The organism is Variovorax restrictus, assembly GCF_051216715.1.
Taxonomy (GTDB): domain Bacteria; phylum Pseudomonadota; class Gammaproteobacteria; order Burkholderiales; family Burkholderiaceae_C; genus Variovorax.
Genome location: NZ_JBPJZH010000014.1, coordinates 1 through 15,292, shown reverse-complemented (window position 1 = coordinate 15,292; position 15,292 = coordinate 1). Strand labels below are relative to the sequence as shown.

Genomic DNA, 15,292 nt, shown 5'->3' with positions numbered 1-15,292 from the left:
ATGGACTGCCGCCAATGCCAAGCCTCGTCCGCAGCAGCGAAGTTTTACTCGTTAGCTTTCTGAGGGAGATGCCCGCCGCACATTTGCTCGTGCTGGCGCCGCTATTGCGACAGAACCTACCTGGTCGCCTACCCCGATGACACGAGGTACGCCTGGCAGCCGGACGCGCCAAGCTCGATGCTCACGAAACTTGCGCGTGGTGAAAAGGAAGCCAAGCGCACAGCTTCGAAGTTGTCGAACCTCGGATTCCTGCAGGTCCACCGCGTTGGCTTGGACTTCCAACTTGCTTCGGATGCCTCAAGCCTGGCTGGTGCTGGCGTGGGGTTAGGAGGCGGGATGGAGCCGCATTGGCGCCGCGGTCATTGGCGGCACCAGGCGCACGGGCCCGAGATGAAGCTGCGGAAGCTCATCTGGATGCGCCCCACGCGAGTGCTGGGCGGGCCGAATCGAGGTACTAAATGACGGACGGGCCGTTGCACGAGGTCGTGGTGTCCGGTGATGGGGCGACGGTGTGGGTTAACGGGCCCGACGGATCCTGCATTGGTAGGTTCAGCAAGCGGTTCGGCATCGACGTTCATCACACCGGCACGCGCCAGGCCGAAGAAGGGGCTGAGTGCATTTACTGTACGCACGCGCCCGCAGGGCAGACAGAATGGGACACGTTCCGCGCCAAGATGTTGGAAGCACACGCGGTCGAACTTGATCCACAGGTCGTGGTCTTTGAGCAGCCCGGTGTTGCTCTGTCCACCAGGAAGGTGCGGCCGCGTTAGCTGTCCGGCGGCATAGGCCTAAGCCGCGGCGCGGATTCAGTTGCCGGCGGTGCAGTTGTCCAAGTAAAACCCTGCGTCTCCGTCCCCAGCAGGGTCGTAACCAACGAAGCGGGCCGTCACCTTCCCGCCCTTGAAACCCGCCGACATGGTCTTGCAGGTATAGATCCCGCCATCGTTCTTCGCCACGATGAACTGCGACTTCACCTTGCCGTTAGGCTTCAGCTGCACCGTAACAATCCCACCGAGGAGCCGCTTTGGCACTTCATCATTGCCGTCTTCCGATGCCTTGATGAGCGCTTTGTGCGTGACCGGGCGGCCGGCGCCCGGGGAGTTTGGTTGTTCGGAGTACATCTGTGCGCTGGCCGAAAGGCTTGCAAGCAGAAGTGCGGCGGCGATATAGGTGGTTCGTAAAGTCATGGGTCGATTTTTGCGTGTTTTTGACGACGCTCCAAATACCCGACTTTTTCCGCTCCGGACTGCCGCCGACAACGACCACTGAGGGCAGAACCCGAGAGCTGCACGTAGTGACGCTCCACGCATGAGTGCGAGACGTTGACCACGTAGAACAGACCTGTGCCGGCGCTTATTGCTCAGCAGGCCGTCTCAACCGGCTAGCAACATGCAACGACGCAGCCCGAAAGGATGCGAGCTCACGATCGAGGTCCGACATCGGCGTAGCCTTCGGCTCGAAAGCTTCGCGCGTAAACAGTTCAACCACGACGCGGTGGTCGAGCTTCCATCGTTCCATCTGTGCACGATGCACGGTGAGCTCAGTGCCCAGGATTGGGTGAGGCGTCGCCCAGGCGAATGGCACCGGCTCCCGCCGCTCATCGTCGGTCGACCCGGTGGCGTCGCGCGCTGTCATCCGAGCGCCCTGCCTTGTACAGCCAGGCTCTTCGCAAAAGCGCTCAGCGGCGATCGCCTCCTCGGTCCAATTGACGCGCCCCACCACGATGACGTCTCCGACTTTAGCGACGCATCCGAGGATGCCGCTCCCTGCCACATGGGTCGCTCGCTCGCGCGTGGTCCAGCGCCGCACCGTAGGGGGACCACTCGTACTAGCGGCGTCCATTGCCTTGGAAAGCCAAGGTGGGGGTTGCTGAGGTGCTTCCTCGATCCAACCTGTGACTCTGTGCACCCGGTCTTCGTAAAGGAAATGCGTGCCGACGTCAGGCGCCATGGCCGCGCTTGCGTCGCTCTCAGTCGACTCTCGGATCGCCCCGACGGTGTCGAGGTGTGCAAGAGCTGCGCAGGCACGTTGAAGGGCCGACTGAGGAGTGGTACTGGACGCCTTGAGCATTATCGAGTCCGATTATCTTCGGCCGATTTTATGCATTCCTGTCTTATTGACCAAATGTACACCGGTTCTGCGGAGCAGTGCTGTTTGCGCCCGCCCCCCCCTACTCGACTAGGTCGATTCGGACGCGATGGGCCGACGTCCGTCTATGAGTCGGGCGCGCGCCGCTCAGGGTCGCGGCAGTCCAGTGTCGCGTTGCTCCGCCTGCTCTTTCGCAAGATGCGCGCGAGCAAGCGTCCGCGTGCGAGCCACCATGGACTCGACGCGGGCCAGCGACTTTTCTAGGCCCTGATGTGCGTCCAACGAACTCAGCTCATCGTCGCGTATCGCGCGTACAAGACCGCGAACAAGGGCCGTCTCGAGGCCGTGAAGTCGGAGATCTGTGAGCGACCCTTCACCCACTCCCTCAGGGACCTTGGATCCCGGCCGTAGCTCTACCAGCACTTGGCTGAGCGCCTCGAGCATGACCTGCGCGACCCATAGTTGGCTGAGGAAATCGCGAAGATCACCCTTTGCCCACGACTTGCCCCCTGGGAGCGAGCCCGGAAGCTCGGCCACGTCTGTGGCGCGGTGAAGCACGTGGAGTTGTCGCTGCCTTACGAATGACATGAACGCGGGGCCGAACGAGTTCGGTTGCAGAACCTGGGCGAGCTTCGGGGCGTGCGGCCGATTCGGCATACCCGGACCCGTCAACAGCATGCAGTCGCCGTCGATCTGCGCGATCCTCGCAGCGGTCGCCTCTCGATCTGGGCCCGCGGGCAGCCTGGACAACTCTTGTTGAGCCTTCGCAAGACGCGCATGGAGAGCAAGCATCTGATCCATCTCCGCACGAGCGGTGGTCGGTACACCGGCCATGTCCCGAGCAGGCTGGGCAAGAAGGTGGACGAAGGTATCCGCGTGCAGAAGGGCAAGCGCAAACCGTGGCCCGCCATCGTCGTTCCCAACGAGGTACTCGCTGGCGAACTCTGACCAGTCACTGGTCCCTGTCATGGCAAGGAGAAGTCGGACGGAGAGGTCGTCCTTGCGTTGCACCTCCAAGCCACCCTGCCCGTCGTAGTTGCCATGAATGGCCAGGGACTCGAGCCGATACGCCTCGTTCGGCGTAACGCCGCTGGATTGGGGCTCGGGTTGCCGGCCGGCGCGGCGGGGGCGCACACTGACCACAAATCCCACAACTGGATCGCCGGGGTGCATCAAGTGCCCTGTGGAGGCGTCCTGCGCGTAGATAATGCCCATTGCTGACTCCGGTCGAGCGCGGCGAAGGCCCGCATCATTATTTAGATGAGCTGATTATCTCGGTTTGACGCGGGCGCGCCCCTTTCGCCCGCTGTATCAGCTTTTCTACCTCACGGTCGCGGGCCGGCACGCCGTGGGCTTGGCCTCTGCAATCGCGGGTTCCGGTCGAAAATCGACTCTGGCAGGCATGCGCAGCACTCCGCCAGGTCTTCAAGGTACAGGGCACGCTGGAACCCCTTGTCGCGCCATCCCTCCGATGCCGGCGGGCGGAAACGGTCACGGGGCTTGAGCCAATCCAGCCCTTGGGCCGCCCAGGCAAAAGTGCGTGTTCCCTGATACCCGAGCCTTTGGTCAACGGTCAAGCCGCGGATGTGAACCAATTGACCTGGGCCCAGCTGCTCTAGCAGAGTGATCAGCGGAGATCCGGGAACATGCTCGGAGGGAAGCTGGCCCGTTGCGTGGTATCGGACCAAAGCGGTGGGGTTGCGGAGTAAATGCTGGATGACGGAAGACTTCATGCGTCCATCGTATCGGTGGGGCCAGTTTTGCGCACTTTTGCGTTGATCCGCATCAAATATGGTGGTGTCCCCCCAAACCACACAGCATCACGCATTTCGCACGGTCGCAGGTCGCCAGGGCGCGTTGATTATGGTTACAGTCCGCACTCACAACGCAGCGGGCTGTCCGTGCATCACAAGCACCTCCTCCGAATTCAGGGACCCAACGGGGAGCCTTATCGGCTCGGCGCACCCATGCACTTGCACTACGGTGACGATGTCTACTTCGGCGTGGTCCATCCGACTACGTCTGTGGAGCCTGAGGGGATCGCCGTCCAAATTGGAATGTTCAATCCGTCAGCGCTCGTGGTCGGCGACCCGAGGCCATTGGGGCGGTGGCTTATGTATGAGATCTGTGACTATCTGGCCAGCGAGCATCCGGAGGTGGCGGCCATCGGCTTCTCGCTCGCGCGCCCGATGGACTTACTTGGTGCCCCTGCAGAGCAAGCGCTCGCGCGGGTCGCTGCATTGGAGCGCATAGGCGCGCGCGATATAACGGTAGTCCCGCGGAGTCACCTGCGTTTTCTGATCTGCGGTGTTTGGACGCCGACCCGGGCAAACATCGCCGCCTTACGCGAAGCGTTGAACGAACAGCGCGAGCTATTTGCGGATCTGGCCGTGGCCACCCCACCGAAGGCTGGACGCACCCTCCTTGATCGGTCTAAGACTTTGCTTGCCCGCATCAAGGCGTATCTTGCCTAGCGGTGTCCGAGTCGAACCGAGCGATAGCTGGTCAAGCTTCGACGGCAAGGCCCCCTGACATCCGGACAACCAGCTCGCAACCGCGAGCGGTTTGACCCACCTGCAGCTGGGCCAGCCAAACACCAGACCCCGTCCTGATTCGAGTCGGGCCGTAAAGGAAACCGCACTCGAGGATGCCAGGCGCGCATGGCCGCAGGGTGCAATGCCGACGCAACCCTCCAAGCGTTGAGATCTGAAACGGCTTACTAGAACTGTACGGATATCCAGTACAATCCAATGCGAGCTAAGCCGAGTGCAACGGGTCGGCGAGTGAGACCCGCACATCACAGGAAGGTGCGCCGCTTGCCAACGTTACACGGTCGGCCTGGTTGCCTGGTGCTGGTCAACGATCACCGCCGGAACGGCGCCCCGGGGGCGTGTTGTGCCTTTGAGTTCGGTCCATGAGCGGATGACCAGGTTTTTGTAGCCCAAGCGGGCCGTGATCGCATCGCGGAGCGCGGCGATATCCGTCCCGTACTCGATCCTCGTGCTCATGCTGATGGTGATGTAGACGCCGGCCGCGGCATGGACGTTGTCCTTGCTTGTGAAGAGCACGTGGTAGACGACCGCCGGCGAATCGGCTGAAGGCGGCTCGACCACAACCGCCTTCTTGCCAGCTGCGCTTGGCTCAACGGCGGCAGCGGCAAGCACGCGCTTCATATCGCTGAGCGTGAATGGCTTGCCAACGTGATCTTGGAGAGCAATTCGCAAAGATTCGGAAGTGACAGTGATGCTCATTGATTACAGCCTTGGCAAAAATGGGTCCGTCACATGCAGCGGTATTGACTATCGGCGAAGTCCGCGGCATTGTAGATCGCAAAGACACTAAGTCCGGTTTATAGCTATGAATTCACAGCCCTCCCCTGAGAAAGCAGGCGGAGCTCAGTCATTCGCGGTGGCGGGGGCCGGCTCGAAGACATTGATTATCGTTCGGGAGTGACGAGTATGCAGTTGGATTTGCTTGAGCAACTGGATTTCGAGGACGACACAGACGAATCGGTGCAGGACATGCTCCGCGTGTTTGCAGCATGGCTCTTAGCCCAGCAGAAAGCCGGCGTTGTAACGCAACCATCCACAGCCATTGCTTATACGGGGCGCTGGAATGCATTCACAGCATGGTGTGCAAAACAGGTCCCGCGTGTGCGATTGCGCGACCTGACGGAGAGCGATCTTCTCGCCTTTCAAAATGAGCTCACGGGTAAGCCACAGAAGGCAGAAGACCGGTTGGTCGCAAGCGACGAACTTGCACAGATGAAGGTACCCAACGACCTCCCAGCATCTCCTAGGCACACCCTCCGAACGTTGAACCTTATTGATCATGTGCTGGGCTACTACGCGCATATCAACGGTCAAGAAAAGAACGAAGCCGCGTATAACTGTATTCAGAGTCAGGAGGACGTTCGCTACGCCGACGCGCGTCCCAACAAGGGCGTGATCCCGTACCTTGAAACCCATGACGCCAGAGCTTTGGTGTCGTTTCTGTCACAGTCAAGACCACGGCCAGGTGCACCGGCCGTCAACCAGGACTGGCAGGACCTGCGAAATGCAGCAGCGATGAGTCTTCAACTGGGCGCGGGGATCACGCCTGGCGAAGTACGCGCGCTGACGCTCGCTTCTGTTGTCATCGAAGGAGGGCGAGTCCGCGGCCGGCCCTGGAAGTTGATCATCCCTCAAATTGGCGCGAGCCCGAGCCGCGAAACCCCAATCGCACATTGGGCCGGTGAGGTGCTGAGGCATTGGCTGTTGGTTCGCAAGGAGCAAGGCATAGGGCTTGATGCTCTATTTCCTTCGGTCCGAAGCGGCAAACCCTGGAGCAAGCGAAACCACCATCTCGCCGTTGTACGGGTCTTTGAACAAGCAAAACTGACTCACCTGACCGATGGTGGCTCGTTTCGCCTTCGACACACGTTCGCTCTCCGGCAGCTGAAGCAGGGCTATTCTGAAGAGCAAGTAGCTGGCATGTTGGGCATCGAGCCCGAGGCGATGGGTCGGTACCGCGCCATTGTCATTGCCCCCGTCTCCGTCGTCTAGATTGGCTTGGCGTACTAGAACAACTGCAGGTGGTTCTGCTCGCGAGCACGGATTTGCGCGGCAAGCCTGGAGGGGAATCGAAGCATTTCGCCGTTGGCATCAGTCAGGCACAGAACCGCACAACTGCAGCCGCTTTCACGCTCTGCGAGCGCTTCCGCCTCACACGTTTTGGCCACCACGAAGGGGAGCGACGTCGGTGCCTTCAATCCCAGGTTGATAGCTTTGCATGGAAGCCATTCGCCGACGGTCCGATCATTTGATGTCGCGACCAGGACCAGTGCAGACGCCTGCGTCCGGCCGATTGGCACGTTGCATGGCCTCTCGCAGGGACGCTTGGCGACAAAAATCACGGCTTGCTGTGGCTGGCCTTGCTCCCAGCCTTCGACGCCTTCGCAGTGTCGTGTGCCGCGATCTGCTGATCGAGAGATGCCGCCGTCTTCCTGCAGCGTTCGCGGGCCCATGAAGGGGCCGTAGGGTACTGCTCCGTGAACTCGCCGTCGAGCCCAGCTGCAGCGTCGCGGCAGATCTGCTGCATGCGACCTTTTGTTGATCGACTCGCCGAGAAGGGCAAACTCTCCGCTGTCGCCGCATGGCAGCTTGCCAGGTAGGCGGAAAGCGCCACCTGTAGTTGAAATGCCTTCAACAGGTCGGCGATCTCATCGGGCGCGACGACCTCGTTACGGGCGAGCTTTGCGTAGTAGGCGCAACATCTAACAGGCTCATACGCTGCCTTATCCAATCACGCGAGCTTCAGGGTGCGCGGCAGCAATGGACGCACGAAGATCAGCTATGTCGATCGCGCCCTTCTTGACGTCCAACACAATGACCACCGTCTCGGTGGTTTGGGCCAGGAGCCATGTATCCAACGCTGATTCAACGTCGGTGTCACCTATGACACTCAGGAGATGTCCGGAGGGGAGCTTCGAGAGGCTGGTGATTTCGACGTAACCTGACTCAAACTGGACAGACGCGCCGTCTGCTAGCCCTTCGATATCCGCGTCCGGCGCGTCGATCCCATCGATCTTCATCAATACATCATCGACTGAGACAGCATCGACCCAAAATAGCTCATCCGCCCAGAACTTCTTCACGTCGTAACCCGAAAAGGTTTTCATATTGGTATTGATGCAGTGGCGATGGGTATCGATTAATAATCGTACGTGACGAAAGCACAAAGGCAAAACGCTCTGCGGTATCGTGACGATCAGCGAGCAAGCCGAGTTGCAACGAAGCCGGCCGGCTCATCGTCTTCTGATGAAAGCTCTAGGAAGCGTTGCTCAGCCGTAGCCCTGTCTTCGAAACAATAACGACGCGCCCATCCTTCCGCGGTACACCCTGTGCAGATGGCCGTGGTGTACAGGAGCTGAATAATGCCGGCAACAGAACCGTCGGGTAGTACTCGACCGGCCAAGTATCCAAGCGAGGGCATCCGAGCACACAGCTGATCAGCGGCTGCCCGTTCGATGGCTGCACGCGCTCCAGTGGCACTCACGAGTTCTGCGGGAACCTTTTTGCTCACCCTCGCGCGTCCTAAGTTCGAACGCCTTGGAAAGTGCTCGGTCTGGTGATTCAAATGGTTCTCCGACTCAGCCAAGCACGTCTGCTTGCCCAACTCGCTTGGACTGCTTCTCAAGCGCAGCGGCAGCATGCTCGAAAAGCGCCTCCGACAACGGCCGATAGCGCACAGACTCCGGCGCCGAAAGCCACGACTTGAATGCGGAAGCAGAGATTGGCCGGATCTGCCCCTCGTTCAACAATGCGAGTACCTCCAACTGCGTGAGTTCACATCGGTCCACGAGGGCACGAAGGCGCTCATTTGGTGTGGTCTCTTTCGGTTTGCGGACAGGGGACATTGATCTCGCCTAGGTGTTGCAGTGCACTTATAGTGTACTGGTGCCATGGCCACTGCATGCATTAGTTCGACGCGATCGCGCCAAATCTGGCTCTCATCCGCCTGAAAGCTCGTCTGCTCCGCGCAAAGGCGTCAAGCGAGGTCGGCCGCGCGCTAGACTTTGTTTATGTCGCGACGCACCTTAAGCACCGGTTCCTACTTCGCCAAATTTGGTTTTGGCCTCACGTTTTTGCTGATGCTCTGCGCATGCGGCGACCGCGCCAGTCACCCTGCGGCCGGGGCGTCATCCTTGACCGCAGGCGCGCCAATCCAGCCTGGGCCGACACTGATGACTGCTCGCCGCTTGAACCCTGCCGAGCACGCGATGCTCGCTGGCGCTGATGCAAACGGCAACGGAATCCGTGACGACGTCGACCTGGTCCTCGACCAATCTGATCGAATCACCGGCGAACAGCGCAGCGCTCTGGCGCAGAGCTTCAAGGCAACTCGAGCAGCCATTTTGGTGGACCTGGATGACGGCGTCGCAGTCGAGCGAGCGCGCTCCGCTTTGTTTCTGAGCTGGCAATGCGTCGCGTCCAAGTTCGGCTTCGACGAGAAGCACCCAGGAATCATTCAGTTCATTGCGACCGTTGAAGCACGTGCGCTCGACACACCAGAGCGGAGGAATCGATACGACAACCTCGGATGCGAGAGTGTCAAGGTGCTTCTGATCGACCCAGCAGCGCGTTCGCGTCTCTCGACTTCGCCCTGCGGGACTTGAGCAAGGGCCGCCGTCTCTATCTCGATACCGCTTGCGCTAGGTAGGGCGGCTGGAACGGCGAGACAACTCTGTTGCTGGGTTAGATGCGACTAGCTTGGCCGCCTGCGCCCTTGCGGCAACCTCGGCGTCGCTCTCGTAGATCCTGGCACCAGTCTTATGATGTTCGACCCACACGCGCCAGCCGTTCGCGGCGATAAGCTCGGCACCTTCGAGCGCTTCTTTCCTGGAGATCGGGTTTCCCGCGTTCGACGTGACGTTCGTGAAAATCTTCGGATTTCCCGGGACGTAAAGTAAGTTCCAGACTTTTGTGCTCATGGCTTATTGTCGCTCTTCGATCCCTGCGATCAAAATCGGACCGCCCTTCCGAGCTCGATTGTAAAAAGCCGCAGAACCTTTATTGCGGGAGCTCTCTCATTGGCAGGCCCGCAGGTTTCCCTCAGGATCTACGCGCCTCGCCAGTGCCGTCAATGGGAAGCCGGCCCCTGCTCGATTTCAGCGGACCGCCGGTGCTTTCGGCAAGGCGCTTGACACGCTAGCTGGATAGCGGCGCTTGACCTGCTGAAGAAAACCGTACTTCGCTAACGCCATGGCTTCCTCTGCGCGCTCCTTGTCGATCAAGAGGAGCGGCCGCACAGCGGCTCCCGTGTCAAGCGCGCGCACCACCTCCGCACGCGCGCGGACCATGAAGTGATCGACAGCCTTCGGATTGTCTTTGTACCTGGTCGCAATGTCCGCGGCCTGTCGATCCAGCACCTCATAGGCACCGCTCAGCCCGGGGTGTTGCGCAAGCGCTTCGTCCTTTTGCAGGATCTCGAAGGCGACCGAGGCCGCCGGCCGCACTGCTTCAGTCAGCATGGCGCGAAGGTCGTGCAGCTCGCCGCGTTCCGCGCCCGCATTAGCCGAGGCCCATCGAACTTTTTCCTCATCCAGGCGGCGCAGATCGAGGACATAGCCTGCCTGGCTTGCGAGTTGGCTGCAGAACGCGCGGACCGTGCGCTCATTGCCTTCCTGGAATGGCCGGATGGCCAGCAGTTCGGAGTAAACGAGAGCGAACTTCTCGACAAAGTCGTTCTTGCTCAGGTCTCGCAAGCGATTGGCGTCCCGGATGGTCTGGTGCACTCTCCCAGCGCTGGCAACGATCTGATCGACGCCCGCGGCCGCATTCGATCTGCTCCACGGGGTATCGCGCAAGCGGCCAGCCCAATCGAACGTGTCTTGATGGAGCTGCTCATGAATCTGCTGCAAATGCCTGAGATCGAAATGCCCAGTGATGGGCGCACGAGCTAGCTGGACCCCGCGCAAGTATGCTGCGCCCTCTTCGAAAGAACGCAGCTCTTGGGCGTCTCGAATGCCTGGCTTGTTGATGAGCACATCCGTGCCGTCGTAACGGTAGGACTTCCAGTGGGCTACGACATCGGTCATGGATCTAATTGCTCGTCGGTGAACTCGCGGCCAAGGCCGCGCGGGTTTTCAGCCGCTCTAAGAATTCCTCTTCACTTATCACGCCGTCGGCCAGCGCCTTGCGGTCCGCCTCGAGCGCAGCGTCAGGAACAAAACCATCCAGACTCGCACTGGCCAAGGCCTGTTCGTGAGCCCATACGGTTGTAGCTGAGGGTTTGAGCGGAGAAGTCATTGGAGTGGTCCTTCGGCAAGTTTCAGACAAAAGCAAAAATGGCGCAAAAATGCGGCTCCGCACCAGTGCTCAACATCCGCCTACGTAAGGGTAAGACACAAGCAGGGTCGTTGGTTCAGCAGACGATTTTATGGGTGCTATGTCGGAAGTTTGCGAGCCAGGGTTGTCCGATCGGCTTTCCTAGCGGCCGCGTGCATGGTCTGCGACGCTGACCGAGGAGCGACAGGGCATGAACACTTTCGGGTACACTCGGCAGCAAGCGCGTATGGCGCCAGCTAAGGGTACGGTATCGCAATCGGCAACATATGCCACCGGGGCGCTGCTCGGCGACTTACGGTCTAATCAAACCTAACAAGTCTCGATCATCGACCAGCACATCGTTCGCGGGAACAGGACACATGGCCAAGCATGCAATGCCACTGACACGACTCGATCTTTGCCTTTTTGGCATCGTCAAGGGCAAGCTATCCGCCCTTCTTGCATTGCAAGAAGAGGAATTCGACGACAACGGTTGGGGCTTGCCGAGCGGCACGCTTCGCACCGACCTAGATAACGATCTTGACTCTACTGCGAAGCGTGTTGCATTTGAACACCTCAACTTGCGTGTTGAGTCGGTTAAACAGGAAGGCGCTGTTGGCGGCCGCACGCGCGACCCACGGCACCCTTGGACGCTAAACGTTGTCTACCGTGCGCAGATCCGAGCTGAAGACCTAGCCGATGGCGGCGCGAAGAAGACGCAAGATCTCAAGTGGTTCACTGTCGACGAAGCTGGAAAGCTGCAAGGGGCGACCGCGCCGCTATTCGCCACAGCCGTCCGAAACCTTCGTACCGACGTGGAGCGCCTGACCTTGCCATTCGAAATGCTGGCGCCTGAGTTCACTTTCACCGAGTTGCACACCATGGTTTCGATCATCCTGGGCCGCCACGTGGAGCAATCGCGCCTACGGCAGCAACTCAATAGTGGTGCGCTGATCGTGCCAGTGAGCGGCAACAAGAAGCTCGGCGCCGGGCGCCCCGCTCAGCTTTACCGCGCAGCGTAAACCTGTAGCGCGTCCGAGCTTGGGACCGAGCCATCCGACCGCACGAAGTTCGCAGCCGGCAGGCTTTGATCGCCGTCCCAGCGGTAAGCAACCAGCGGCCCCGTTGTTCCGGCCGAGTAATCGACGCAGACGACCCGTGCCCCAGCCAGCCCCGGTTCACCAGACATCCAGTAGTGCCCGATGAAGCAAGGAGCATCTGCATCGTAGCCAATCGGCAGTCCTGCCGGCATCTCCTGCTGCATCGCGTCATCATCTAGCTGGACGGGCAGGATAAGCGCATCAGCAAAGGTCGCTGCCGACGTATCCCACCATCGAACCCGCGTCCGCGTGCGTCGTCTCCCATTTGCGTCGGCGTAGCTCAGTCCAACGGGGAGCTCCGCCTCGAGGCCTTTGAGCAGCCCCTCCATCACCTCGTACGCCCGATGACCCTTCCTGAAAGCTTGCTGAATAAGGTCGTCTGAGCCGAGCGTGCCTGTCGGCGACACGTTGCGGAGGAAGTCCACATGAGGTGGGTACCACCATGCGTGCACTGCGCGCACGTCACCGAGGTCCAGGAAGACCGGAAGTGTGCGGAACCAGCGCACCCACTCCTGATGATCCGCTGTCCCCTCCCCGACCTGAGCTAGAAATGCAGCGTGCTGACGAACATTGCCAGGGGTATGCCTGCGCAAGAACTCGTCAGGGCGACGGGCGTGTCGTGTCGTATAGCCGATCGCGTTGAACTCGTGGTTGCCGAGGAGGCATACAGCATCGCCGGACTCAACCATGCGCCTCACAATATCGAGAACCTGGATCTGGTGTGGTCCCCGATCAATGAGATCGCCCACGAAGACCGCGCGCCGGGCCGCCGGATGCCGGTGCGTGCCGCTCACAGGGCGATATCCGAGCTGCTTCAGCAATGCACGCAGCTTCTCGGCATGGCCATGTACGTCACCGATAAAGTCGAGGGCCTTCGTCATAGGACGATTATCGCGCCCCTTGCAGACATGGCTAAATCGGCAGCGTTTTCAGACCGACCAGGAGAAACGATAGACCCGCACAGCGCATCTCACCCTCGTTCACGACTCGTCGGCGCAGGCCTTGAGGAATGCTCGTTTGGCGCATTTCCATGATCCGACGTACGATTATCCAAGGTAATCGGATTCTGCCCGTCAAATCGTCAGGTGCCACGTGTTCGCTTCTCTCCCGTTGAACGACCGCTTTGTTCGTCGTTTTTTTGTCGTTCGACCTGGCGTAGCGGTCGGACTCCACGACCAGCCGAACGAGGCTGCAGAACTGAGTTCCTTCGTGCGCTCATGCGAAGCATGGCTTGGAGAGGCCACCCTGCGGTCACCCCCGCTGACGAAGCGGACCGCCTCCGCACACGTTCCGCTCATTACCGAGCAGCTGAAGCGGGAGGCAGGAAAGCTGAAAGCGACAACATCCGACAAGCTGTCCGAGCGTGCAGACGCTGCGGTAGAGGAGCTCGTGACGAGGTGGTCTTACGTGGTGTACGAGACGATCGCTGCAACAAAGGATGCGCCAGCGATCAGCAGCACATCTGGAACGGCGGATCTCTTCGGGCCGCTCAATCCTGAGCTCGACGCGCACTACATTTGGCGTGTCCAGGGCGTCTGCAAGCGCTTCGGCTTCCGTACGCTCCGAATCGCAGGTGAGGTGGACATGAGCGCGGCTTCCCGTGACGAGGCGCTCGACCGCATCGAGGAGAACCTCGTGCGCGCGTGCGGCGTGCTAGGTTTGCCCCACGAGGCCTTCGGGGGCGGGCAGATGAACTTTTGCCTTGACCGACAAATGCCAAGCCTTGCCGGCACCTCCGCGCGATACGTAGTTGAGGCCGGACCGACTGCCACGATGCACTGGGCCGATCACAGTCCGAACGCCTTGTCTGGCCTGGTTCATCTATTTGCACATCGTGCAGACCAGACGTTGGGCGTGAAGGCGACACAGGCCCACTTCGACCTGCACGGCTTCGCAGGCCCTGTGCACCATCCAGATGGACTGTTCTTCTCGGAGCTACCGATCGATCGACGCGAGTTACTGCCAGGCGCAGAGCCGGCGCTGAGAATGCTCGTCGGCGCCGTTGGGACGGGTCTAACAGAGGCCGATGACCCGATGCGAATGTCTAAGGTGCTGTTCCCCACTCTATCGCGCGCATTCACCGCATCCGTCATGGGTCTTGACCGCTATCAGCGTGCGCCAAAAGCACTTGTGAAACGATGGGACAAGGCCATAAGAGAGAACGACGACGCGTTCTTCAAAAGCCTGATCCGCGAGTACGGCCACGGCAGTTGGCGGGACACCGCGGCGAGCTTCTTCGCAGACTTCCGGAAGAGAACCGGATCCGCGCATCCCGTTGCGGAGAATATCAAGGCCTTGCACCCTGCCAGGACGCCGCTCCCAACCCCGGGCGTGTTTCGCGCAATGGAGCTGTTGTGGCCGACTATCCAGACCCTCGCTCGCAGCAATGTCCTCACTCGTACAGAGGAAGTCGAGGCCGGACTCGCTCCTTCCCTACTCGGCTACTGCAGGCCGACCACGCACTTCGCAACCGCGGTGAGTGATCCTCAGCGTCTTCGCGACATCGCAACGGGCTTTGGAGGAATGATCGAGCCCGCCGAGTTGAGTAGGCGAGTCCTTGGACAAGCCTCGCTCGCATGGGGAACGCTCCTAAAAGCTGGCGGCATCCCCGCCACTTTGACACCCGCACAGCTTGGGCAGAGTCCTAGCAGGGTGCTGAAATACCTCTCCCAGTCGGCGCGCGACAGCCCTCAAGCGTTGGAAGTTGACACCACCGACAGTTGCAACCCAAGACCCCAGACGATGCGCGGAGCCGATACCTTCACCGAAAGTTTGTTCACGATGCGCCGCCTGGAGGACTTCGTACCCGCCAATCATCCGCTGCGTCCCATCCGCGCGATGGTCAATGAAGCGCTGCTGAAGATGGATGGCCTGTTCGCCGGCATGTACGAGGCCGACATCAAGGGCGGGCGTCCCAGCATCGCACCAGAGAAGCTGCTGCGCGCGATGCTGCTGCAGATCTTCTTCAGCGTTCGCTCGGAGCGCCAGCTCATGGAGCAGACCCAGTACAACCTCTTGTATCGCTGGTTCATCGGCTTGGCCATGGACGATGCGGTCTGGGTTCCGAGCGTCTTCACCAAGAACCGCGAACGCCTGATCGAGCATGACGCCATCATCGAACTGTTCAACCACATCGTCGAAACTGCTGGTCGCAAAGGCTGGCTGTCGGGCGAACACTTCAGCGTCGATGGCACCCTCATCCAGGCATGGGCCAGCCACAGGAGCTTCGTGCGCAAGGATGGCGGCAACGATGATGATTCGGGCAACAACACGACGGGCAGCACCAGCTTCAAAGGC

At 60.4% G+C, this 15,292-nt stretch carries 15 protein-coding genes and 1 pseudogene; 7 read left to right on the top strand and 9 right to left on the bottom strand.

Annotation, left to right across the window (positions count from 1 at the left end):
- The first annotated feature begins 81 nt into the window (after positions 1-81).
- Complete coding sequence (locus ACSFA0_RS26615; protein ID WP_475539790.1) at positions 82-462, top strand: AcrVA2 family anti-CRISPR protein; 381 nt, start codon at positions 82-84, stop codon at positions 460-462.
- The gene (locus ACSFA0_RS26455) at positions 459-770 is read left to right on the top strand and encodes a hypothetical protein (protein ID WP_435453239.1); all 312 of its coding nucleotides are present in this window, start codon (positions 459-461) and stop codon (positions 768-770) included. Before ACSFA0_RS26615 ends, ACSFA0_RS26455 begins: the two co-directional genes overlap by 4 nt.
- 36 nt (positions 771-806) lie before the next feature.
- Here the strand turns inward: ACSFA0_RS26455 and ACSFA0_RS26450 are convergent, their stop codons facing one another.
- A complete protein-coding gene (locus tag ACSFA0_RS26450) occupies positions 807-1,187 on the bottom strand; it encodes a hypothetical protein (RefSeq protein ID WP_435453238.1) in 381 nt (126 codons plus the stop codon).
- A gap of 1,048 nt (positions 1,188-2,235) precedes the next feature.
- Positions 2,236-3,303, bottom strand: coding sequence for a hypothetical protein (locus ACSFA0_RS26445; protein WP_435453237.1), 1,068 nt, complete (start codon positions 3,301-3,303; stop codon positions 2,236-2,238).
- Positions 3,304-4,055: 752 nt separating this feature from the next.
- Here ACSFA0_RS26445 and ACSFA0_RS26440 point away from each other — a divergent pair.
- The gene (locus tag ACSFA0_RS26440; protein WP_435453236.1) at positions 4,056-4,562 is read left to right on the top strand and encodes a hypothetical protein; all 507 of its coding nucleotides are present in this window, start codon (positions 4,056-4,058) and stop codon (positions 4,560-4,562) included.
- Between the two features lie 351 nt (positions 4,563-4,913).
- Here the strand turns inward: ACSFA0_RS26440 and ACSFA0_RS26435 are convergent, their stop codons facing one another.
- Positions 4,914-5,339: a hypothetical protein gene (locus ACSFA0_RS26435; protein WP_435453235.1), complete on the bottom strand. Its 426-nt coding sequence runs from the start codon at positions 5,337-5,339 to the stop codon at positions 4,914-4,916.
- A 207-nt stretch (positions 5,340-5,546) separates the two neighbouring features.
- Here ACSFA0_RS26435 and ACSFA0_RS26430 point away from each other — a divergent pair, with 207 nt between their 5' ends.
- Positions 5,547-6,632, top strand: coding sequence for a tyrosine-type recombinase/integrase (locus tag ACSFA0_RS26430; protein WP_435453234.1), 1,086 nt, complete (start codon positions 5,547-5,549; stop codon positions 6,630-6,632).
- A 346-nt stretch (positions 6,633-6,978) separates the two neighbouring features.
- Here ACSFA0_RS26430 and ACSFA0_RS26425 read toward each other — a convergent pair whose 3' ends face one another.
- Both ACSFA0_RS26425 and ACSFA0_RS26420 read right to left on the bottom strand, forming a co-directional pair.
- Positions 6,979-7,371 (bottom strand): hypothetical protein, encoded by a 393-nt coding sequence (locus tag ACSFA0_RS26425; protein ID WP_435453233.1) that lies wholly within the window; start codon positions 7,369-7,371, stop codon positions 6,979-6,981.
- A complete protein-coding gene (locus ACSFA0_RS26420; protein WP_435453232.1) occupies positions 7,364-7,747 on the bottom strand; it encodes a hypothetical protein in 384 nt (127 codons plus the stop codon). The genes ACSFA0_RS26425 and ACSFA0_RS26420 overlap by 8 nt, the downstream gene beginning before the upstream one ends.
- Positions 7,748-8,650: 903 nt before the next feature.
- On the opposite strand from ACSFA0_RS26420, the gene ACSFA0_RS26415 reads away from it, so the two are divergent.
- Positions 8,651-9,244, top strand: a complete 594-nt coding sequence (locus ACSFA0_RS26415) for a hypothetical protein (protein ID WP_435453231.1) — start codon at positions 8,651-8,653, stop codon at positions 9,242-9,244.
- A 36-nt stretch (positions 9,245-9,280) separates the two neighbouring features.
- Here ACSFA0_RS26415 and ACSFA0_RS26410 read toward each other — a convergent pair whose 3' ends face one another.
- The 3 genes from ACSFA0_RS26410 to ACSFA0_RS26400 all read right to left on the bottom strand — a co-directional run bounded on the left by ACSFA0_RS26410 (position 9,281) and on the right by ACSFA0_RS26400 (position 10,877).
- Complete coding sequence (locus ACSFA0_RS26410) at positions 9,281-9,559, bottom strand: hypothetical protein (protein ID WP_435453230.1); 279 nt, start codon at positions 9,557-9,559, stop codon at positions 9,281-9,283.
- A gap of 177 nt (positions 9,560-9,736) precedes the next feature.
- Positions 9,737-10,666 (bottom strand): Fic/DOC family protein, encoded by a 930-nt coding sequence (locus tag ACSFA0_RS26405; RefSeq protein ID WP_435453229.1) that lies wholly within the window; start codon positions 10,664-10,666, stop codon positions 9,737-9,739.
- Between the two features lie 4 nt (positions 10,667-10,670).
- Positions 10,671-10,877, bottom strand: a complete 207-nt coding sequence (locus ACSFA0_RS26400; protein WP_435453228.1) for an antitoxin VbhA family protein — start codon at positions 10,875-10,877, stop codon at positions 10,671-10,673.
- Between the two features lie 398 nt (positions 10,878-11,275).
- On the opposite strand from ACSFA0_RS26400, the gene ACSFA0_RS26395 reads away from it, so the two are divergent.
- Complete coding sequence (locus ACSFA0_RS26395) at positions 11,276-11,917, top strand: NrtR DNA-binding winged helix domain-containing protein (protein WP_435453227.1); 642 nt, start codon at positions 11,276-11,278, stop codon at positions 11,915-11,917.
- Here the strand turns inward: ACSFA0_RS26395 and ACSFA0_RS26390 are convergent.
- Entirely contained in the window at positions 11,902-12,876 is a 975-nt protein-coding gene (locus tag ACSFA0_RS26390) for a metallophosphoesterase (protein ID WP_435453226.1), read from the bottom strand. The genes ACSFA0_RS26395 and ACSFA0_RS26390 overlap by 16 nt on opposite strands.
- A 1,861-nt stretch (positions 12,877-14,737) precedes the next feature.
- Here ACSFA0_RS26390 and ACSFA0_RS26385 point away from each other — a divergent pair.
- Positions 14,738-15,292: pseudogene (locus ACSFA0_RS26385) on the top strand (IS5-like element ISBuce2 family transposase); the annotation flags it as partial.

Coding starts and splice junctions, on each gene's coding strand:
- ACSFA0_RS26455 (WP_435453239.1), top strand. CDS start 459: ATGACGGACGGGCCGTTGCACGAGGTCGTGGTGTCCGGTGATGGGGCG.
- ACSFA0_RS26450 (WP_435453238.1), bottom strand. CDS start 1,187: ATGACTTTACGAACCACCTATATCGCCGCCGCACTTCTGCTTGCAAGC.
- ACSFA0_RS26445 (WP_435453237.1), bottom strand. CDS start 3,303: ATGGGCATTATCTACGCGCAGGACGCCTCCACAGGGCACTTGATGCAC.
- ACSFA0_RS26440 (WP_435453236.1), top strand. CDS start 4,056: ATGCACTTGCACTACGGTGACGATGTCTACTTCGGCGTGGTCCATCCG.
- ACSFA0_RS26435 (WP_435453235.1), bottom strand. CDS start 5,339: ATGAGCATCACTGTCACTTCCGAATCTTTGCGAATTGCTCTCCAAGAT.
- ACSFA0_RS26430 (WP_435453234.1), top strand. CDS start 5,547: ATGCAGTTGGATTTGCTTGAGCAACTGGATTTCGAGGACGACACAGAC.
- ACSFA0_RS26420 (WP_435453232.1), bottom strand. CDS start 7,747: ATGAAAACCTTTTCGGGTTACGACGTGAAGAAGTTCTGGGCGGATGAG.
- ACSFA0_RS26415 (WP_435453231.1), top strand. CDS start 8,651: ATGTCGCGACGCACCTTAAGCACCGGTTCCTACTTCGCCAAATTTGGT.
- ACSFA0_RS26410 (WP_435453230.1), bottom strand. CDS start 9,559: ATGAGCACAAAAGTCTGGAACTTACTTTACGTCCCGGGAAATCCGAAG.
- ACSFA0_RS26405 (WP_435453229.1), bottom strand. CDS start 10,666: ATGACCGATGTCGTAGCCCACTGGAAGTCCTACCGTTACGACGGCACG.
- ACSFA0_RS26400 (WP_435453228.1), bottom strand. CDS start 10,877: ATGACTTCTCCGCTCAAACCCTCAGCTACAACCGTATGGGCTCACGAA.
- ACSFA0_RS26395 (WP_435453227.1), top strand. CDS start 11,276: ATGGCCAAGCATGCAATGCCACTGACACGACTCGATCTTTGCCTTTTT.
- ACSFA0_RS26390 (WP_435453226.1), bottom strand. CDS start 12,876: ATGACGAAGGCCCTCGACTTTATCGGTGACGTACATGGCCATGCCGAG.